Annotated in this window: 13 protein-coding genes; 4 read left to right on the top strand and 9 right to left on the bottom strand. The window is 45.9% G+C overall.

Translation table 11 applies throughout. The annotated features are described in order from the left end of the window. The first annotated feature begins 33 nt into the window (after nucleotides 1-33). Nucleotides 34-1,707, top strand: coding sequence for an N-acyl-D-amino-acid deacylase family protein (locus AAA938_RS15195; RefSeq protein WP_338229596.1), 1,674 nt, complete (start codon nucleotides 34-36; stop codon nucleotides 1,705-1,707). A gap of 190 nt (nucleotides 1,708-1,897) precedes the next feature. Here AAA938_RS15195 and AAA938_RS15190 read toward each other — a convergent pair whose 3' ends face one another. The 7 genes from AAA938_RS15190 to AAA938_RS15160 form a co-directional block, all read right to left on the bottom strand. Next, nucleotides 1,898-3,544 carry a hypothetical protein gene (locus AAA938_RS15190; RefSeq protein ID WP_338229595.1) on the bottom strand — a complete coding sequence of 549 codons (1,647 nt, stop codon included), beginning with the start codon at nucleotides 3,542-3,544 and terminating at the stop codon, nucleotides 1,898-1,900. A gap of 121 nt (nucleotides 3,545-3,665) precedes the next feature. Continuing rightward, nucleotides 3,666-5,507 (bottom strand): tetratricopeptide repeat protein, encoded by a 1,842-nt coding sequence (locus AAA938_RS15185; protein WP_338229594.1) that lies wholly within the window; start codon nucleotides 5,505-5,507, stop codon nucleotides 3,666-3,668. Between the two features lie 13 nt (nucleotides 5,508-5,520). Then, a complete protein-coding gene (locus AAA938_RS15180) occupies nucleotides 5,521-6,351 on the bottom strand; it encodes a cyclase family protein (protein ID WP_338229593.1) in 831 nt (276 codons plus the stop codon). A gap of 205 nt (nucleotides 6,352-6,556) precedes the next feature. Further along, nucleotides 6,557-7,408: a sugar phosphate isomerase/epimerase family protein gene (locus tag AAA938_RS15175; RefSeq protein ID WP_338229592.1), complete on the bottom strand. Its 852-nt coding sequence runs from the start codon at nucleotides 7,406-7,408 to the stop codon at nucleotides 6,557-6,559. 143 nt (nucleotides 7,409-7,551) lie between these two features. After that, entirely contained in the window at nucleotides 7,552-8,574 is a 1,023-nt protein-coding gene (locus AAA938_RS15170) for a ThuA domain-containing protein (RefSeq protein WP_338229591.1), read from the bottom strand. 18 nt (nucleotides 8,575-8,592) lie between these two features. Further along, entirely contained in the window at nucleotides 8,593-9,471 is an 879-nt protein-coding gene (locus AAA938_RS15165; protein WP_338229590.1) for a DUF808 domain-containing protein, read from the bottom strand. Between the two features lie 202 nt (nucleotides 9,472-9,673). Beyond that, a complete protein-coding gene (locus tag AAA938_RS15160; protein ID WP_338229589.1) occupies nucleotides 9,674-10,558 on the bottom strand; it encodes a phytanoyl-CoA dioxygenase family protein in 885 nt (294 codons plus the stop codon). Between the two features lie 174 nt (nucleotides 10,559-10,732). On the opposite strand from AAA938_RS15160, the gene AAA938_RS15155 reads away from it, so the two are divergent. Further along, entirely contained in the window at nucleotides 10,733-12,157 is a 1,425-nt protein-coding gene (locus AAA938_RS15155; protein ID WP_338229588.1) for a Gfo/Idh/MocA family oxidoreductase, read from the top strand. Nucleotides 12,158-12,335: 178 nt separating this feature from the next. Beyond that, nucleotides 12,336-12,548, top strand: a complete 213-nt coding sequence (locus tag AAA938_RS15150; protein WP_338229587.1) for a hypothetical protein — start codon at nucleotides 12,336-12,338, stop codon at nucleotides 12,546-12,548. On the opposite strand, the gene AAA938_RS15145 is transcribed toward AAA938_RS15150, so the two are convergent. Further along, nucleotides 12,500-13,732 (bottom strand): M48 family metallopeptidase, encoded by a 1,233-nt coding sequence (locus AAA938_RS15145; protein WP_338229586.1) that lies wholly within the window; start codon nucleotides 13,730-13,732, stop codon nucleotides 12,500-12,502. The genes AAA938_RS15150 and AAA938_RS15145 overlap by 49 nt on opposite strands. Before the next feature lie 8 nt (nucleotides 13,733-13,740). Further along, a complete protein-coding gene (locus AAA938_RS15140; RefSeq protein ID WP_338229585.1) occupies nucleotides 13,741-14,790 on the bottom strand; it encodes a PorP/SprF family type IX secretion system membrane protein in 1,050 nt (349 codons plus the stop codon). 81 nt (nucleotides 14,791-14,871) lie between these two features. On the opposite strand from AAA938_RS15140, the gene AAA938_RS15135 reads away from it, so the two are divergent. Further along, entirely contained in the window at nucleotides 14,872-20,391 is a 5,520-nt protein-coding gene (locus AAA938_RS15135) for a hypothetical protein (RefSeq protein ID WP_338229584.1), read from the top strand. Nucleotide 20,392 lies beyond the last annotated feature (1 nt).

Raw genomic sequence — 20,392 nt, 5'->3', positions numbered from 1 at the left:
TTTCCTTATCTTTTCCTCACTAACCCCCAGCCTATGAAAGCTTTTTATCTCCTTCTGATCTGTCTGATTGGAATTTCTTCCTGCCAAAAACCTCAACAATTCGATATATTAATCAAAAACGGGCAGATTTTGGACGGCTCGGGCAGTCCCTCCTTTATCGGCGATGTGGGAATCAATGCAGATACCATTGCAGCCATCGGCAAACTGGAAAACGCTGTTGGCACCTTGGAAATTGATGCCACAGGACTGGCCGTGGCTCCCGGCTTTATCAATATGCTCAGCTGGGCAGTGGAATCCCTCATCGAGGACGGCAAGTCTCAAAGTGACATCCGTCAGGGAGTGACTTTGGAGGTCTTTGGTGAAGGCAATTCCATGGGACCGCTTTCGGAAGCTATGAAAGCCGATGAACTCAAATCCCAGGGAGATATCAAATACCCCATTTCCTGGACCTCTCTCAAAGAATACTTGGAATTTCTGGAGAAAAAAGGAGTAGCTACCAACGTAGCCTCTTTCGTTGGGGCTACCACCGTCCGAATCCATGAACTGGGCTATGAGGACCGTGCACCTAATCCGGAGGAATTGGAACGGATGAAAAACCTGGTCCGACAGGCCATGGAAGAAGGAGCATTAGGCGTGGGCTCCTCCTTGATTTACGCTCCTGCATTCTACGCCAGTACTGAGGAGTTGATCGAGCTCTGCAAGGTCGCAGCGGAATATGACGGAATGTATATTTCCCATATGCGAAGTGAAGGCGTGAAGCTTTTGGAAAGCTTGGACGAACTGATCCGGATTGCTTCGGAAGCGAGGATTCGTGCGGAAGTCTATCACCTCAAAATGAGCGGAAGGGACAATTGGAGCAAATACGATCAGGTGGTGGCCAAAATTGATTCAGCCAGAGCTGCCGGGCTGGAAATCACCACCGACATGTATAATTATGTGGCTGGAGCAACGGGGCTTGATGCTTCGATGCCTCCTTGGGTTCAGGAAGGTGGATACGAGAAATGGGCTGAGCGACTGCAAGACCCTGCCATCAGAAAAAGGGTTTTGCAGGAAATGACCACCCCGACTACAGAATGGGAGAGTCTGATGCAGGCTGTCGAAGGGCCTGATAAAATCATTTTGGTAGGCTTCAAAAACGACAGCTTGAAATACCTGACTGGAAAAACTCTAGCCGAAGTTGCAGCCCTACGAAACACCTCACCTGCTGAGACAGCCATAGACTTGGTGGTTCAGGACGGGAGTCGGGTTGGAACGGTCTATTTCCTGATGTCAGAAGAAAATGTCAAAAAACAGATCGCCTTACCTTACATGAGTTTTGGTTCGGATGGGGGTTCATTGGCTACCGAGGGAGTTTTCCTGAAGTCAAGCACTCATCCACGGGCCTTTGGCAATTTCTCCAGACTGCTTGGCAAGTATGTTCGGGATGAAAAAGTGATTTCTTTAGAAGAGGCGGTTTACAAGCTCACCACTTTGCCAGCCACTAATCTGAAAATCATAAAACGGGGAGCTTTAAAAGAAGGGTATTTTGCAGACTTGGCGATTTTTGACCCGGCTAAAATTCAGGATCATGCCACCTTCGAAAATCCTATGAAATACTCCACCGGGATGGTTCATGTCCTTGTCAATGGCACTCAAGCCCTCAAAGATGGAGAACACACCGGAGCCCTACCGGGAAGAATGGTCAAAGGACCCGGTGCCAAAGAATAAACCCACAAAAAATCCCCGTCCTGAAAAAGAACGGGATTTTTTTGATCTAGGAAAGAAGGGTTTCTAGAAACCCTATTTTTCACCCTGTCCAACTGACCGCTTTGGCTACCTCTTGAATACAATCGATTTGAGTCAAAAAGATAGTTTAATCTCCTGATTCCAAGTTCCTATTTCTTCAATCCAGAAGGCTTCAATTACATCTTGGAGGTACTTCCTGCACTTTGCTCTGCGTGTCCATGAATTTATCCAAAATGGTGAAACCCATAATCGTGACAACGACTGAATTCTCTTCGACCGAATTAATCACTCCATTGAAGTTGGAAAAGGCAAAAAGCGTCCGTATCTCAGCACCGGTAAGCGCCCTTCCTCTTTCGTTTTTACCTGAAATACGGATCCGCTGAACATGATTGACACGGACATTTTCATAATATTGATAGGCATCATAGACCAAGGATGCCGATCTGGGAGGTACAGTAATGACCCGGCTGGAAAAATAGCTTTCCCGCTTGGTGGTGGTTTGGGATTCATATTGGGAAGACTCGGAAGTGACCGAATGACTCCATTCAAAACCCGTGGTCACCGATGCACTCAAGGAGGACCTGACCCCAAAAAAAGGAGCGCTAATCGTGACCCCCACCGTGGAAGATACAGACACAGTCTTGGTGTTGTTGACAGAAATGGATTCTGCCCACCCCACAGTGGTGGTTCTCTCCTCGCTGAAGTCCGCTCCGACCGTTTGCTGAAGTTGCCCTCCACTGCAATTGGTCAAGGTACTGTTGAAGCTGAATCCCGAGGTGGCTTTGGGAAGAACCGGCTCCAAGACTGAAGTGGCAATAGGCTGGGCACTCCACTCGATTTCTTTGGCAACAAATCTCCACAAGACTTCTTTGGCACCGGATAGATTGACAGTCAAACCCACACCTGCTGCCTCTCGGATTTGTCGATTGCGGTGATCAATCAGGCGAAATCGCCCCTCTCCCACTTTTTGAATTCTAAACTGGAAGCTAGCGAGAACGGAATTGGAGAGTCCGTTCAGATTTTTCCTACCCGAATTGACTGGAGCAAAATGGATTCGGACTGGCGGCTCCTTGGCATAAAAAGTCTCTGCTATCTGCAAATACTCTCCAGAACTAGCCAATTGGATATAAAATGTATTCTTTTGACCTGGAACCGGAGTAAAATTGAACACAAAATCCGGTTGATTTCCTGAGAAGGTGGTATTCGAGCTTACGGTCATGGTATTCCCAAAAAACGGATCCCTATTCCATCGCATGGCTCCTGTTTGGGGTACTCCCTGATTGTTTACCTTTTGCACATACATTCCTGTACCCCCTAATAAGGCATAATTGGAAACTTCTTCGGTATCGGGTAAGGACGCCGCATTGATGGCGATAGGAGTAAGATTGGAAAGAAGGGAAAGAGTGCCCAAATCAGCCTTGGTCAAAATAGGCTCATTGGCTTGATCTTTCACATTGACGGTTATTTTTACTCCATTGGTGAGTTGTGTACGTTGGGCTGGAGAAAGATCCTTTACCGGAAACTTCAGTACCGCAAGGTAACCAAACTCATCCACCGGAACGGCCTTGCGCAAAACCTCGCCTGAGGTCTGAAGTTCAAACTCAGCTTCAGTAGGCTTCCAGCCCTTTCGGGCAAGCTCACGAAGGTTGAGCACCAAACCCACCTCGCCTTCGTAGGTTTCCAAATCACTTTCTGATATTCCCTGTCCTTCCTGAATCGTGCCGGGAGTTGTATCAGGCTCCACAGGGTCAGTACAGGAGAAGGCAAAAAGAAGGGAAATTCCGATCAAATAGCTGGTAAAAGAATTTGAATTTTTCATTGCGGAAAGGTTTTTAATACACGCTTAGCCATAATCAGCTGTAAGCCAAACCTATCCCTAGATCTTTGAGATCAAAAAAATCATGGGGGGACAAATGGTATACTTTTAAAAAATGAGCTGCTCAGAGAGTCAAAATAACTTCCTCTAGGGAGTCTCCTGTCTCCAAACCCAGCTTTTTACGGAGCCGCTGTCGGGCCTTCTTGATTCCGGGCATGCTGATCATGAGAATGTTAGCCATTTCTTTGGAGGATAGATTCATCCGAATCAGCGCCATCAGGCGATATTCTGAGGGGGAAAGTCCTGGGAAGTTATTCGCAGCTTTGGAAAAAAACTCGGGATGGACCTCTTCAAAAAACCGGGAAAAAGCGGTCCAACCCTTGTCGTCATTCAAATCCGAGTTAATTGTCCTGATCAGTTTTTGGTAGCCTGAGGTTTCTTCAGCTTCCTCCTTCAGCCTGAGGGCAGTTTGTCTGAGGTTTTCAAGGGTTTCATTCTTTTTGGCCAAGTGAAGGGCCTGGGTAGTCAGCGTTCTGGATTTGAATTCCAGCTGCTCATTCATACGCAGCTGCTCGATTTCATTCTTTTTGATTTTTTGCCTGTAAGCATAAAAACCTAATCCCATAGCCAATGCCATCGCAAATAGCCCTGAAACAAGAACACTCTGCCGGAGTTGGGAAATTTCCGCTTTTTGTTCCAAAAGTTCGATTTGCTTTTCCTTTCGCTCCAAGTCAAAAAGAGTTCGCTGCTCTTCGATTTGCTGTGATTTTGCCTGGTCCAAAAGGGAATCTCTCAAAGCTGCAAAAGTGCGAAAGTCATCCAATGCGCCATCGATATCTCCAAGTTGTTCTTTGGCTTGGGATCTAAAAAAATAACTCTGACTTAAGGTTTCTTTGGCTCCCTGATCTTGACCAAACCGGATCGCTCGATCCAGATAGTCGATAGCTACTTGGGCTTGCTCCAGCCCAATGTAACTTTCGCTGAGGTGATTACAGGCTTCCGCAATTTTCAGGTTGTTTCCGGTCTCTTCCACGATGGCTAGCCCCTTGAGCAAAAGTGGAATAGACTCAGAAAATTTCTTTTGCTCCACCAGACATTTTCCCCAATTGGTGTAAGCTGTACCCTCAAGATCTTTTGCTCCTATCGCCTCGGAAAGAGAGATGCTTTCTTGGAGATATTGAATTGCAAGGGGAAAATTATTGAGGTAGAAATAATTATTGCCAATATCATTAAGGGCTTGTGCCTGAAACATTCGGTCTTCATAATTCAGGTAGATTTCAGAAGCCAAAAGATTGTATTCGATTGCCTTTTCAAAATTCCCCAAGTTAGTTTCCAGACCTGCCAAAATATTGTATCCATCTGCAAGACGAAGTTCATCTCCTTTTTTTTGCAGGATTCTTACTGCACGTAGAGTCTCGATGAGAGCAATATTCATGTTGCCTTTGCGATTCTCTATTTGACCTTTTAATAAAAAATCTTCTCCAGCCAAAGTACTATCCGGCTGAATTTCAATCAAAATGGAAATATTTTGATCCAAAAGCGACAGTGCCTTCCCATAATTGCCCCGATAATATTCCAAGATCGCCAAGGCAAAATTGACCTTAGCCACTTGTCCGGGCAAGTTCAGGTCTTCAAACATTTGAATCGCCTTTTGGTACCAAAAAGCTGCAGAGTCGTAATCATCTCGCGTTTGGATCAAAACCCCAAAATTGTAATTAGCCTTTGCAATCTGCATCGCATCCTCCACGCTTTCTGCGAGTTGCAAGTGTTCCGAAACATATTTTTTGGCTTCCTCGGGATCATTGAATGCATACAAATCAAACAAGGCTTGCAGCACGGCAAATCGCTCTTCTCCTTTGGGATTGGAATGATAAACGCTGAGTAAACTATCCAACTTTTGGGCATGTACGGTCTTGACTATCAGACCAAAAAGAATAAATAGAAAAAATGCTCTTTTCCTCATCATTGGAAAATAAAAGTCAAGGTTTGCTTACTCCGGCAATAATCCTCAGTGGCCCACCGCTTCCATTTTTGATCATCATGGGCAGGGCAACTACGTAAAACTCCTTCTCAATCAGCTGATCCAAATTGGCCACATTTTCAAAACCCGGGATATTGTATCCCATCAGCACTTGATGCGCGGCAAAGTCTTTGGATTGACCATAGTCCAGACTCGGCGTATCTAGACCTACCGCTTTCACTTTTCGCTTTTCTGCCAAAAAACGAGCTCCTTCCGGGTGAATCCCGGGAAAATGGAGTTCGGGAATGGCTTCAAGACCTGTCTTGGCTGTGCCAAAGTACTTTTCCCTGTCCGGATAAAAAGCTCCGTATCCGGTCCGAAACAGTAAGATAGTCCCTTCGGGAATCATTCCATGCTCGCTTTCCCAATCTAAAATAGCTGCAGAGTCAATCAGATAATCTCGATCCGCCAAGGCCAACTCGCTCACGTCTATCAGGACGCCTTTTCCTGTCAATTGGTCTAAACCCAGCTGATCGAGGGTTTTGCCTGAAGCTGAAAAATGGATCGGCGCATCGAGGTGGGTCCCTCCATGTTCCGGGGTAGAAAGGCTATTGGAGGAATAATAGTAACCCAATTCGGTAATTCCGGCTGCATCTGATTCCAATTGAAACCCCTTGAGATTGTTTGGCCAATACAGGGTTGTGGAGTCATAAGTATAAGTCAAGTCAATCCATTGGATCGTAGAAAGGGCTGCAAAAGGGTCTGTGGAAAAGTTTGGCTCCTTGGGTTTTTCCTGGCAGGAAAAAAAGAAAATCAAGAACACAGCAGGGAGAAAAGTTAACTTCATCATTGAAAATCAAAGGCTTGAGACTCCCTAAGATAATCAAGATGAGCAAATGGAATCAAAAATCAGAGGATAAAGACCTAAAGCGCAATTCAATTCCTCAAAAAAATCAAGGTTTGAAATCAATCCCCTTGATAGAAATTTTCTAGCCGGTCGAGATTTGCAATCTCGACCTACTTTTCTGGAAATGTGAAAATCCAAAAAACAGGGATCACAATCCGTACTTTTCCCCCATCTCTCGAATTAGCTTAAACCCATTTTCCGCCATATCCCAAGGTGCAGAAAACTCTCGCCACACCCCAATAGAATTGGCAAAGGCCGGGTCATTTCTGGTGAATCCTTCGATGGTCAACCAACCTTTGTAATTCACCTTTTTCAATGCCGCGAAGGTTTCGTCCCAAGGCACATGACCTGAACCTGGCGTTCCCCGGTCGTTTTCAGAGATATGGAAATGACCCAATCTGGGAGCAATTCTTTCTATGGCAGAACCCAGTTTTTTCTCTTCCATATTCGCATGGTGGGTGTCAAACATCGCCTTTACGTTGGGATGATTCACTTTTGCCAGCAGGTAATCCAACTGATCCATGGTATTGGCCAGATAGCATTCGAAGCGATTTAAGGCTTCAGGAGTCATGAGTACGCCCAACTTTTGGGCGTGATCGGCCACCGAATGAAGTACTTCAGCGGACCAGTTGTACTCGTCCTCGATAGGAGCACGACTTGCAAACGTGGCAAATGCGGAATGATAGGGGCCACACAAGACCTGAGAGTTGAGATCCGCAGCCCGATCGAGAATCCAAAGCAGCTTTTCTTTGGCTTTTTCCCTCACTTTTGGGTCCGGGGAAATGGGATTTTCATCCGGCCCCATCACGGTGACAGTGGTGACTTCCAGCCCGATGTTTTTGCAATGATCTCCCACGGCTCGACAGGCTTTTTCATCGGTACCTCCAATAAAAAACTCCGCACCATCGTAGCCAATGGCTTTCAATCGGTCCAGAATCGGAAAAAGATTCTCAGAAATCTCTGCTGACCAAGCCAGCACGTTAAATCCTATTTTGTTCATTTCTTTTGAATTCAATTTTTTATTTGCCTCTTCTTTTCTTCATCATTCGGCGTTCGACATTCGATATTAAAAAAGATATGAAATGTCGAATAGGGATTGAGTCTAGTCTCTTGTTTCTGATCTTGATACCAGCTACTTGCTACTTATTTAAAATCCGCCACTTTCATCCCTTTTCGGAAGGTATCAAATCCAAACATGGTGGGCTGATAAGCACCTACATAATCCACATTGAGATCAGGTGTAATCGTTTCGGGCATTTCCAAAAGCCAAAGGGAAGCATTCACTATCAATCTTCGCAAATCTGCACTTTGGAAACCCATGGATGAACCCATCGTAGAGGAAAAGGCCATTCCTTCCTTTCCCCCTTCCAGCTGATAAGGCTTGGTCCAGGCAATGGGCATCACGGACTTTTCCCAAATCAAGGGTGCTTTGTCATCCATCCCCGCTGTGGACTGTCCATGAATAAGTACTGTGGCACTTTTGGGAAGTCCCTGAATTCCATACACATCTTCTGGCACCCAGATATCCTTTACTCCCCTCAAAACAGGATGATCATTCATCTGCTGAACACCATCGATGAGCGCTCGGCATCCTTCTTTGGCATGGACTCCATGGTGATTGACCCAAGTTTCTCCGAAAATCCGCTTTCCGAAGCCCTTTTCCCAACCGGCTTCTTTCCCATTCCAAGTCCACTTGGCAAATCGGGATTCTTTGTTTTTCTGATAAGCAAAGGCATGGGTAGAAGTACGAAGACCGATGATCGGCTTCCCGGCTTTCAGGAAGTTCTCAATGTATTGGGTCTGCTCGTCGGGAAGCTCTCGGAATCGGATGAGCATGATCATCAGATCAGCTGTCTCCAAATGCTCCAATCCGGGAATGTTGTTTTGGTAATTTGGAACTACCTCTCCTGTTTCCGGATGAATGGGCAAAAGCACCGTGGTCTTAAACCCATGCCTTTCTGAAAGAATTTTGGCCAGCATGGGCATGGATTCCTCGGAACGATATTCATCATCCCCCGCCACCAACACAATATGCTTTCCCTTTCCCGGGCCCTCTTTTCCTTCAAACTGAAGAAAAGTGACCCCATTTTGGGCAAGCCCCTCCGAGATCAAAAAGTAAAAAAGAAGGAAAAACGGAATTCTGAGTCGGGAGAGGAAGCTATTCATCTGGTTTGGGATTTGGGACTAGGAAGTCTTTTTGCCTTTGATTTTCTTAAAAATAAGAATTGGAAGCAAAATCACTATCCCGACAGCTAGACCAAGGACAAAATCTTTGATTATTCCAGGCCAAGTAGGAAGCAGATGATGGAAAAAATCAATGTTGTGGGAAAAGATTCCTCCAGCCACCAAGAGCAAAGCAATCGTACCCAAGAAACCAATAATCCGAATCAAATAAGGCAAAGCCTGAACCAACACCCGGCCGATTTTATCTGAAAGGGTATTGTCCTCTGGATTAAGTGCAATGAGTTTATAACCGAATTCATCCATTCGGACAATCAAGGCCACCAGTCCATAGACCCCTACTGTGGCAAGTAAGGCAATGATGGAAACTACCACGATCTGTGTACTCAGCGGCTGATCGACCACAGTTCCCAAGGCGATAATGACAATCTCTACAGAAAGAATAAAATCCGTGGTAATCGCAGATTTGACTTTTTTCTTTTCCTGAGCCAGAACCTGTTCAGGGGTGATATCTACTTCCAAGTCTACTTTTTCATGTCCATGAGCATGAGGAAAGATCCACTCCATTATTTTTTCTGCACCTTCATAGGCCAAATACATACCTCCCAGTACCAAAATCACCGTGACTACCACCGGTGCAAAGGCACTGAGTAAAAAAGCTATGGGGAGAATAATCAATTTATTGACCAGGGAACCCTTTGAAATCGCCCAAAGAACTGGCAACTCTCGGTCAGAAATGAAACCGGAGGCTTTTTCAGCATTTACCGCTAGGTCATCCCCCAAAATCCCGGAGGTCTTTTTGGCAGCAACTTTGGTCATGGTGGCCACATCATCCATGATAGTAGCGATATCATCAAGCAAGGCAAATAATCCTGAAGCCATTTGTATTTACGAATTACGATTTTGGAATAACGACAATTTTTTTAGCCTTCAACCCTAATTTCAAAAATGAAGAGGCAAGTTTGAAAGAAAGGAAAAAGGAGAACGAAACTAAAAAGAAGTTGGGCTTTTGGGTAGAATCTGGAATAATATTCTCCAAAAAACCGCCCAAGTATCGAACCCAATTTTCAAATCTTTCAATTTTTCAATCCTCCAATTTCTGCGGATCAAAAATCAATGGAAAGAACTTTCCTCCCATTTTTTCTCCTTTGGGGATCACAGGAACACCTTCCAAAAGCGGTTCATTGGTATCCGATACCGTACCATCAGCGAAGACATTGAGCACAAAAGCCTTTCTGGATCGGGGAGAAAAATTGGCAAAACTTCCATGCACCAAAAGCGGATGGTGAAATGCGGCGTGACCGGCTTTGAGGGGAATGGCAACCGGTTTGAAATTGGCTTTTTGCTCATCCGTCATCATCGCCATCAAGCCATCCATTTCTCCGGCAAGAGCAGGCTTTTCCAGAAGTCCCCAACGATGCGAGCCCGGCACGTACTGCAAACAGCCATTTTCCTCCGTGGCATCATCCAGTCCGCACCAGCAGGTCAGGTGCTGCATCTCGATCGTGCGGGTCCAATAGCTGTAATCCTGATGCCAAGCCACATTTCCCCCGTGGTGGGCAGGCTTGCAAAAGAGCTGATCGTGCCAAAACCGAACAGGACGATCTCCCAGCAATTGGGAAGCGACCATGCGGAAAGCCGGATTCCATATCACATCATGAAAGGCCTCCGCAATCCGCCAATGACCCAAGGAATGAAACAGAACCTTGTTGGGATCCCCTGATTCATTGCTGTGGAATTCATGGAAAAGATGATGCAAAGGATGCTTGGGGTCCATTACTTCATCGAGTGCTTTTTTCAGGACTTCGATCTGCTTTTCATCCAGAAGTTTGATATTTGCCAAATAACCATTTTCGTGGAAAAAGTCGATTTGATCTCTGCTGAGACGGTATTGATCCCAATCGGAGGCAGATTTGGGTTGGGGGAAAAGCTCGGTCAAAGGATGAGGAAAGTCGGCAAGGTCACGCATGAGTTTATTGGTTTATCGGAGAAGAAAAGTTAGTAAAAATGCCAAAGAAAGATTTCTGATTTAGGAAATATTCCCTCCGCAATGGTTTCCGTTGATTTTTCGAAGGATGTCAAAATTTTTGATGGGAGTTGGGTAGATTAGATCGGTAAAATAACTGACCCAAAATCATCCATTATGTCCACCAATCGAAGAGACTTCCTCAAAACCGGTGCTACAGCAGTACTCGGTCTTTCCGGTCTTACGATCGTTTCACCCGAAGTTTTAGGCAAATCCCACGGATATGTAGCCCCAAGTGACCAAGTCAATCTGGCTTGCATCGGCATTGGCAATCGGGGAGCGGAAATCATCAAAGCCCTGCACAAAACAGGATTATGTAACATTGTCGCGCTCTGTGATGTGGATATGGGGGCCAAGCAGACCCTGGAGGTGATGAACATGTTTCCTCAGGCAAAGAAATATCAGGATTTCCGCAAGATGTTTGATGAGATCGGAGGGGAATTTGAAGCGGTAAGCATTGCCACTCCTGACTTTTCCCACTTTCCGGTGACCATGATGGCTTTGGCCGAAGGCAAGCATGTCTATGTAGAAAAACCCATGGCAAGAACCTTTCTGGAGGTGGAACTGATGATGGCCGCCGCAAAGAAAAACCCTAAACTGGCTACCCAGATGGGAAATCAGGGGCACTCGGAGGGAAATTATTTTCAGTTTAAAACCTGGAAAGAAGCAGGAATCATCAAGGATGTGACTGCCATGACGGCTCACATGAACAGCCGCAGACGCTGGCATGGATGGGACCCCAATATCAGTCAATATCCTGCCGGAGAATCCATCCCGGATACCCTAAACTGGGATGTCTGGACTTCACAGGCCCAACCCCATCCTTTCAACAAAGATTACCACAACGGCCAATGGAGATGCTGGTATGACTTCGGCATGGGGGCTTTGGGAGACTGGGGCGCTCATATCATGGATACCGCGCATGAGTTTTTGGAATTGGGACTGCCTTATGAAATCAATCCTACCAAACTCAGTGGTCACAATTCCTTTTTCTTCCCCATGTCCACTACCTTGGAGTTCAAGTTTCCGGAACGCGGCGCTATGCCTCCCATGACGATTACTTGGTATGATGGATTGGATAATATTCCTCCGGTGCCCGATGGATATGGAGTCTCCGAACTTGACCCTAATATCCCGCCACCAAGCAACGGACAAATCCAGCCTGCCAAACTCAATCCCGGAAAAATCATTTACAGCAAAGAGTTGACTTTCAAAGGCGGGTCTCATGGAAGTACCCTTTCCATTATTCCTTCGGAAAAAGCCAAAGAATGGGAATCCAAGCTCCCGGAAGTACCGCAAAGCCCATCCAATCACTTTGAAAACTTCCTGAAAGCCTGCAAAGGAGAAGAAAAAACCCGATCTCCGTTTGAGATAGCAGGACCACTCAGTCAGGTTTTCTGCTTGGGCGTATTGGCTCAATGGACAGGACTGAAATTGGAATTTGACCGGGAAACCAAACAAATCACGAACAACTCCATGGCCAATCAACTGCTCATGGGACTGCCACCAAGAAAGGGTTGGGAAGAATTTTATAAAGTTTAAAAGAGAGATATAAGACTTAAGACACAAGATTTTAGACCGTCAAGATTTGCTTGGGGGTCTTTTTTTTGGAAAAGAGCAAAAAAAATCAGTGAAAATCTATGCCTTTTTCTGTGGTAATCTGTGGGAAATCACTGCAATAAACCCGAGAGGAAAGGAAATTTCACTTAAATCTTTAGACATGAAAAAAGTATGGCTTCGAACCTCTGCCAATAAAAAATTTGAATTACCAGAAGAGCTTCAAAATCCAAGTTTTGGGAGTCATCGGTCTTCAGTCACCCGTCTTCCGCCCAAAATCAATGGAAAAATGGTCAATGGGTCGAATACCGCAAAAATAAATCCCACTTATCTCTCCAACCTCGCCAGTCTCTCCAGCAAAGGAGGATGCGAATAATTCACAAATACATACCAAGGGTGCGGGTTGATATCGCTGAGGGTTTTTACCGAAAGGGTCTTCAAGGCTTCTGCCAAAGGCTTCCCTGAAAAAGTGGTCTTTGCGAAAGCATCTGCCTCAAATTCATTTTTTCTGCTTAGCCAGTTCATCCCTATCCCTAAGACCATCGAAATCGGAGAGAACAGCATGGTAAAACCGATGATATTCAACTCAGGAGACCACGAATTTCCACCCAAAGCCAAACTCATGTTTTCAGAAAAAATCACCTGAGCCAAGAGAAACAACATCAACCCTACTTGGGCTACCGAGATTACCATACTCCAGAGGATGTGTCTCTTTTTATAATGTCCCACCTCATGAGCCAAAACAGCTACCAATTCATCCGGAGGATGCTGCTCAAGTAAGGTATCAAAAAGGACGACTTTCTTTCTCGATCCGAATCCGGAAAAGAAGGCATTTGCTTTGGAAGAGCGTTTGCTCCCGTCCATTACAAAAATATTTTCTAGGGGAAAGTTTACCGAACGGGCATAGCCGATGATTTTATCCTTCAATTCTCCGTTTTCCAATGGAGTAAGCTTATTGAAAAGAGGAAGAATCCATGCCGTGTAAAACAGGTTTACTGCGACCATAAACACCGAGGCAATCAGCCAAAACTGCCACCAAAAATCCTTACCCATGCGATGAATCAGCCAAAGAAAAACCAGTAACAGACCTCCTCCTATTACTATGGATAACAGATATCCTTTGAGCTTGTCAGAGAAAAAGGTCCCAAGGGTGGTTTTATTAAAGCCGTATTTCTCTTCGATTACAAAGGTAGAATACCAATCAAAGGGAAGGCTAAGGATGTCGGACCCGATAAATACGATCCCGAAGAAAAGTAAGGATTGATATAGAGGGTCTATTTCAAACCCCGCAATCCAAGAATCCAAAGCTCCAAACCAGCCCCATAAAATGAAGGCCAGAGTAAACAAAAAAGAAAAAGTGCCTGCGATGAGTCCAAAACGGAAATTTTCCATTTGGTAGGCTTTTGCTTCTTTGAGCTTGGATTCACTGAGGTATTCAGAGAGATTTTCAGGGATGGAAGGAATGGGATGGTTGACATTGAGCATTTTCAGTGTTTTCCTCACCAAAAAGCCAAATACCAACACCCCCACCAAAAGGTATTTTAATTCCTCTGAACTCATGAAATTGATTAAAATTTAGGACAAGGAAGGATAGTGTCCCTGCGTGAAGGTTTTCCCTGATAGCTGTTTGGCAAAGTCCAGGAAAGGCTGATTTCGTGAGCGCCTCCAGTTTGGATTCCCAGTTGGGAAACCGTGTAATCGAAGCTGTATCCGATATTCAGTCCACTTAGCAGATTGACACCGACCATCATTACAACTGCGTCACGGTTGCTTTGGTTCTCGACAGGCCGGTAGGGTACACCTCTATACCAGAGTCCAAACACGATGGGTTCGAGATAGAGATAAGCCCCTAAGTCCAATTGCTCAAATGGTCCTTGTCTTTTGAAATTAACTGTCGGTGTAATAGATCGCTGCCGACGCATGTGGGTAAAATCACTTCTCATGGTGCCTTCACCCAGATCGATTCGATACCCACCGTGAAGGGATAGCTTCATGGGAAGTGGACTCAATCCGTCAATAAAAGACTGATTGGGTTGATTTACGTGATGAGCCGCCACACCTACCCAAAGATTTTCAGTAAAGAACAAGCCGCCAACAGAAAGCGAAAGCATTCCTACCGGATCTCCCAAGCCCGGGATATCCGTTGGGAAATTGATCAGGTCTCCAAAAGGATCTGCATCGTTGATGTTATTGGCAAAAACCAGATTTTCATAAAATCCAATCTCTCTTCGGATATAGCTAGCTTGAAAACCGGGTCGGAAGTAGCTGTTTTCGCCCAATTTCAATTCGTAAGAATACATCAAAGACACAGAAGTGGAACGAAGCTTGGCTGCGCCTTCCGTATCCTGCATCACATGTACACCGATTCCACTATTGTAGTCAGGAAGATAGGTATCATAGTAAGCAGAAAAAGTGGTGAATTGGGCATCGATGCTAGGCCATTGGTTGCGATAATTAAATCCAACTCTTCCAGTCAACTCCCCTCCTGCCATCGCTGGATTGAGGTAAAGAGGCGCCGCGTAATATTGGCTATATTGCGGGTCCTGTCCATAAGACTGCTGCACCAGCGCAAATGATGCAGATATAAAAAAAACCAATCGAAGCAGAGACCGTAACAAGGATTTGTTCGTTTATTTGAATATTCAGTCAGCTTCTAAACGTTTGCACACTTAGGTTGTTTTAGAAGCAGTTCGAAAAATATGAAAAGCAAATCGTATTCCATACTTATCCCGTTTTTTTTCAGCTTGATCACGACCTTTTTGTGGTTGGGAAATACCAGTGCTTCCCTTGGACAAGGCTTCAATAACAACGAGTGGATATTTGGATACTGCGGCACAAGTACTGAAAACAACTATCTCTCCTTCGGAAAAGGAGGTACTGCTACGGTACAAACCCTTCCTTCTACTGTCTTGGTGGGGACAAATAACAACTCTTTGGCTATAGACCCGATCACCGGTCAGCCTCTTTTTCTTACCAATGGGGAATTAGTCTACGATTTCGGATCAAATCCTCTTCAGGGCAGTGCGCCAGGATTGAACGGAGACATCGATGGAAGACAAACCGTAGCTTCCGGATTTTTGGAATATGATCCAAACGGGAACAGGCTTTTTTACATTTTTTACATTTCTCCAGCAGGTCAGTTGCAATACGCAGTTGTGGACATGAATGCTCCTGGAGAGGCGGTAGGAAATGAACCTGCATTAGGTGAAGTGATCGCCAAGGACGTCGCTATCGGACCGGCTGAGGGTGCCGTCTTGGTAGTAAAAACCCCAGCCTCCCCTTCCTATTTGATCAGTTTTTCTGGCGGAAGTCTTATTTCAAGAAGGCTGGAATCCACCCAAGGAGATTTTACACAAACAGACACACGTGGAATCCCATTCACTCCAAAGGCCATCATTTTCGATGAGGACAGCAGCCGAATCCTTGTGATTTCTGAAAATCCCGGGGATGATATTCTTGTGCTGTCTTTTGATTCTGCAACAGGAAACTTCGGCAATCCCGAGCCTATAGATTCATCAGGCAGCAGCGAAGAAATCGGTGGTGCAGAATTCTCCCCAAATGGGGATTACATTTATTTTTCGAGAGGAAATCAGCTTTTCCGGGTCCCTGCATCTGACCTAAGTGCAAGCCCAGAACTGATACCTACAGACCCCAGTTTGCATCAGATTTATGATGTCAAAGTTGGCCCTGACGGGCAAGTATATTACATCTATGAGGAAGTGGCTGGAGGTCCTCAACTCATCGGTAGAGTAACCAATCCTGATGAATCGGATTTGACTGCAGTCGTGGTGGAAGAAGACCCCTTTAATGGGACAGATTTCTGCGGAAAGATTTTTCCAACATTTGCTCCCAATGCCGACATCAATCCCACAGTGGACTTTACTTGGGATCCTGAAGAGCCCTGCGCCAACAATCCGGTCCAGCTAACCAGCGAAATCACACCCCAGAATTACCAGCCCATTTCTTTCAATTGGGAATTCACACCTCCTCTGACTGACTCAGATGGCAATCCACTACCTGCAGACTTCAATCAGGAGCACTTCCTGATTCCACAGGATGCGGCTCAAGAATCCAGTGTCACTGTCACTCTTTCGGTAGAATTTGCTGATGGTACTACCCGAGATGTGACTAAAACCATTCCTCTTACCGAAAACAACCTCGAGGCTAATTTCACCCCTTCAGATACTACGATATGCGAATCTTGCATAGATATCGAGGCTTTTCTCCAAGCCCAATCTGCCGAAGGAGAACAAGGTGGAGAAGCTCCGGGAGGGGCTGGAACAAACTACGAATACTTCTGGTCCAACAAGCGGGATCAGGGCTGGATCAGCAAGCAGCCCAATGAGGTATGCAGACCCGGGCTATATTGGGTGCTTGTGAGAGAGCAAGGTTCTTCCTGCTATGCCTATGCAGAGATTCGTGTGAAAATGTGGGATGTGCCAGATCAAACTAATAACATTTGGTATTTTGGAGACGGCGCCGGTCTGGATTTCAATCCTGACCCGGATGATGAAAATGCTCCTACTCCCCGACCTATTGCTCAGCGACACCCTCAGAATATCCCTGCAGGAACAACCACTATCTCTGATCAGGCTGGACAGGTTCTATTCTTTACAGATGGGGCCTCTGTTTGGGACCTAAATGGTCAACTGATGCAGAATGGGGACAATATCGGCGGAGACAATTCAGCTACCCAATCTGTGATTGCTGTGCCTGTCCCAACCCAACCCACTCTCTTTTATTTGTTTACCACCCAGGCTCAAGGTGGAGGATCTAACACCGTCAGCTACAGTGTAGTGGATATCAAATCCGAAAACCAGACAGGCGTAGGAAATGTAACCACCAAAAATAACTTCCTCTTCAGCCCAAGCACTGAGCAAACGGCCGCGCTTACTTCAGGAGATACGACTTGGGTGATGTTCCATGAATTGGGCAACAATACCTTCCGAGCCTATCCTGTCACCGTCAACGGAATCGGCCCGGCAGTTCTGAGTTCAGTGGGAAGTAATCATGGGTTTAATTCGGGTTTTGGAACCATGAAATTCAGCCCCGACGGCACAAAGTTGGCCGTTACTATTTCTGAAGGTGGCTGCAACAAAGTCGAAATATTCAATTTTGATCAGCAGACCGGGGAAATGAGTGAATATGCCCGATTGGACATGGGTTGCAATGGGGATATCTATGGCTTGGAGTTTTCCAATGATTCGGACCGAATTTTGGTCTCCTATCGAAACGGAGGACCTGGAGTGGAGGAAATGATAATCAAAGAGGTGGAAAACGATGATCCCAATGCTCCTGCCTGCCCGGCATGTTTTGCCAATGCCACCACTCGAGCCCAAAGACAGGCCTGCATCCTTTCTACTAAAAATCAGGTAAGTGGAACTGCCTCCCTAAACCTAGGCGCTTTGCAAATCGCATCAGACGGGCAGGTGTATGCTGCTGTGGTAGGTGACAATAGAATTGGTCAAATTCAGGTAGGAAGTGGATGTTCAGGCAGGAGTACCTTTACTTTGGATGCTGTAGAACCCATGCCGGGGACATCCAATTTGGGGCTGCCTAATTTTGTTCAAAACTCTGGAAGCTCTATTCCTGAACCAGCCCTGTCGATTCCTACCCGTCTTTGTCTTGATCCCACCCTTGGGGTGGAAGCCATATTTGAAGGAGCTGGAGAGCCGGATATCGACTCCTATTTTTGGACAATTACTAAGGACGACGGAACAGTAATTTTGAACGAGTTTGGTGGGCCAGGTGATGAATTCCAAACCCTGAATCAGGTATTGAATGAACCGGGAATTTACACAGTCAATCTGCGTGTGGACCGTTGCGCCGAGGTAAATTATTTTCAGGCAGAAGGTGAATTTGAAGTGGTAGCTCCACCTGCACTTACTTTGGAATCCGATGCGACCCTTTGCGCTGGCAATCCGGTTACTTTGACCGCCATCGATGGCTATGATCCTGCAAGTGGGCTATATGATTTCCAATGGACCAATGCGGCTGGAGTGATTTTTGGGGATGAAAACTCCAATTCCATTACCGTGGATGAAGAGAGTATTTATACCGTAAGGGTGAGTTATCGACTGCCGGATGGGCTTAGCAATGATGAAGCTTTGTTCTTCGAAACCTGTCCTTCCACTGCAGAGATTTTTGTAGGACCTGCATTTGAATTTGAGGTCAACGCTTCAGCTGATGAAGTCTGCTATGAAGATGTGGTGGTGACTTTTGCTCCCGATACGCCTTTGGTGGGAGAGTGGTTTTACACCCTGAATGGTGATCCAACACGGGTATCCTTGGGTGAATTCTTTGAGTTGGAACTCTTTGTCATCAATCTTCCTGGCCCAGGCCAGTACGAAATCATTTTCGTAGGGGAAGATCCTATTTTACCGGGCTGTATTTTCGAAAAAACCAGCGATCTCTTGGTAAACGAACTTCCGCTTTTGGTCCCTACTGCCACCAGTCCGGCAACAGACTGTGCTACTGCAGACGGTGCTTTTGAAATTCAGATGCAAGCCAATGCAACGGAAGTAAGAATCCCTGAATTGGGACTCACTTTCAACAATGTCAATGCAGGCGATGTCCTTCCTGTTCCCAATGTTCTGCCGGGAGTTTACACCATTGAGGCTGACAATGCTTCGGGATGCTTTTTCTCCTCCTCTGTGACTGTAGAGAATCTCAATCCTCCCACAGCGCTGGCATTTTCAGTCAATACTCAGGATGAAACTTGTGCAGCCACTGGAATCAGTCCAGGAGTGATCACAATCTCCTTCGATAATGGTTTGGCTCAGATCGGGGAATATGAGATAGTAAGGCAGGGAGACGGTCAGGTATTCACGGGGCCACTGCCTATTACAGCCGCCTTCGATGTTGAAGTGCCTTTTGGAGACTATTTGGTGGAAGTGAGAGATCAGTTTGGGTGTTCAATTCCTGATACTACGGTCTACAACATCGCACAGAAATTGGAGGTACTTTTCTCCGTACCCACTTCAGTCACGGCCTGCGAAAGCTTCACTTTTGCTCCCTCAGGACCTAATCCATTGACCTATTCTGCTACCAATTCCAGTGGAGCAGTATTTACTCCTAACGCCTCAGGGGAGTTTACTTTCACCCAATCTGATACTTATACCATCCGAGGAGAGGATCCTACCGGAGTGGATTGTCCAAGAGAAATTCAAATGCAGGTGGATTTGACCCAACCTCTTGACTATCAGCTTTCAGGGCCGGTAATTGATTGTCAAAGTGGAATCCGATATGAGGCTATTTTGAATAATGCGGATCCAGCCGATGTGGTATTCCTTTGGAGAGACGACTTGGGAGTGATCGTAGGAAGAAGGCAGACTTTTGTACCAAGCCGGGCAGGGCAATATTCTCTGGAGGTCCAGCCGGTATCAGGAGGACTTTGCCCTACCAACCCTATTCCATTCACTGCTGAAGTATTGACCGAACCGGTAGCCATTACTCTCAAAGTACAGCCTTTCTGTATTGAACTTTCCAGTACTACCATCCAAATCGAGGGAGATCTCACCAATGTAGGAGCGATAGAATGGTTTAGTGTCAATGGAGGCACAAGAACCAGAATCCCGCAGTTTGACGACCTTCCGATCATAGACGTGAGTCAGGAAGGAACTTACGAGGCATTGGTTAGAAGTAGTTTGGGCTGTGAGTTGGGCCGAGCAAGCGGTGTAGTCCAACGGTCCACAATCATACCCCCGATAGTACCTTTAGAGCCGATTACCATCTGTGCAGTAGAAGGAGTCACTACCAGTATCAACCCTGGTGACTATGACAACTACTCTTGGAAACTGAATGGACAAGAAGTCTCAACTGAAGGAATCTTTACGCCTGAGATGCCCGGAAATTACGAATTGACTGTGTCTGACAACCTAGGCTGTGAGTATATCGCCACCTTCACTGTACTGGAGGACTGCAGGCTGCGAGTAAGATACCCAAGCGGAGTAGTTTTGGATGACCCTAACCGCAACTTTATCCTGTATGCCAATGAATACATTGATGAGGTAGAGGTCTTTATTTTCAACAGATGGGGAGAATTGATTTTCTACTGCGAACACGAAAATCTCGAGCCAAGGCAGCCTTTCTGCCCATGGGACGGCATTGTCAATGGAAAATTTGTCCCCAACGGAACATATGCGGTGCTAGTGAAGTTTTACTCCCGAGACCAAAACCTCACCGAAACGGAAACCAAAGCGATTACGATTATTCAATAGT

It is taken from the genome of Algoriphagus taiwanensis, from assembly GCF_036245645.1.
GTDB classification, from domain to species: domain Bacteria; phylum Bacteroidota; class Bacteroidia; order Cytophagales; family Cyclobacteriaceae; genus Algoriphagus; species Algoriphagus taiwanensis.
The sequence above is the reverse complement of the archived record's forward strand: the minus strand, read 5'-3'. Positions and strand labels throughout refer to the sequence as shown.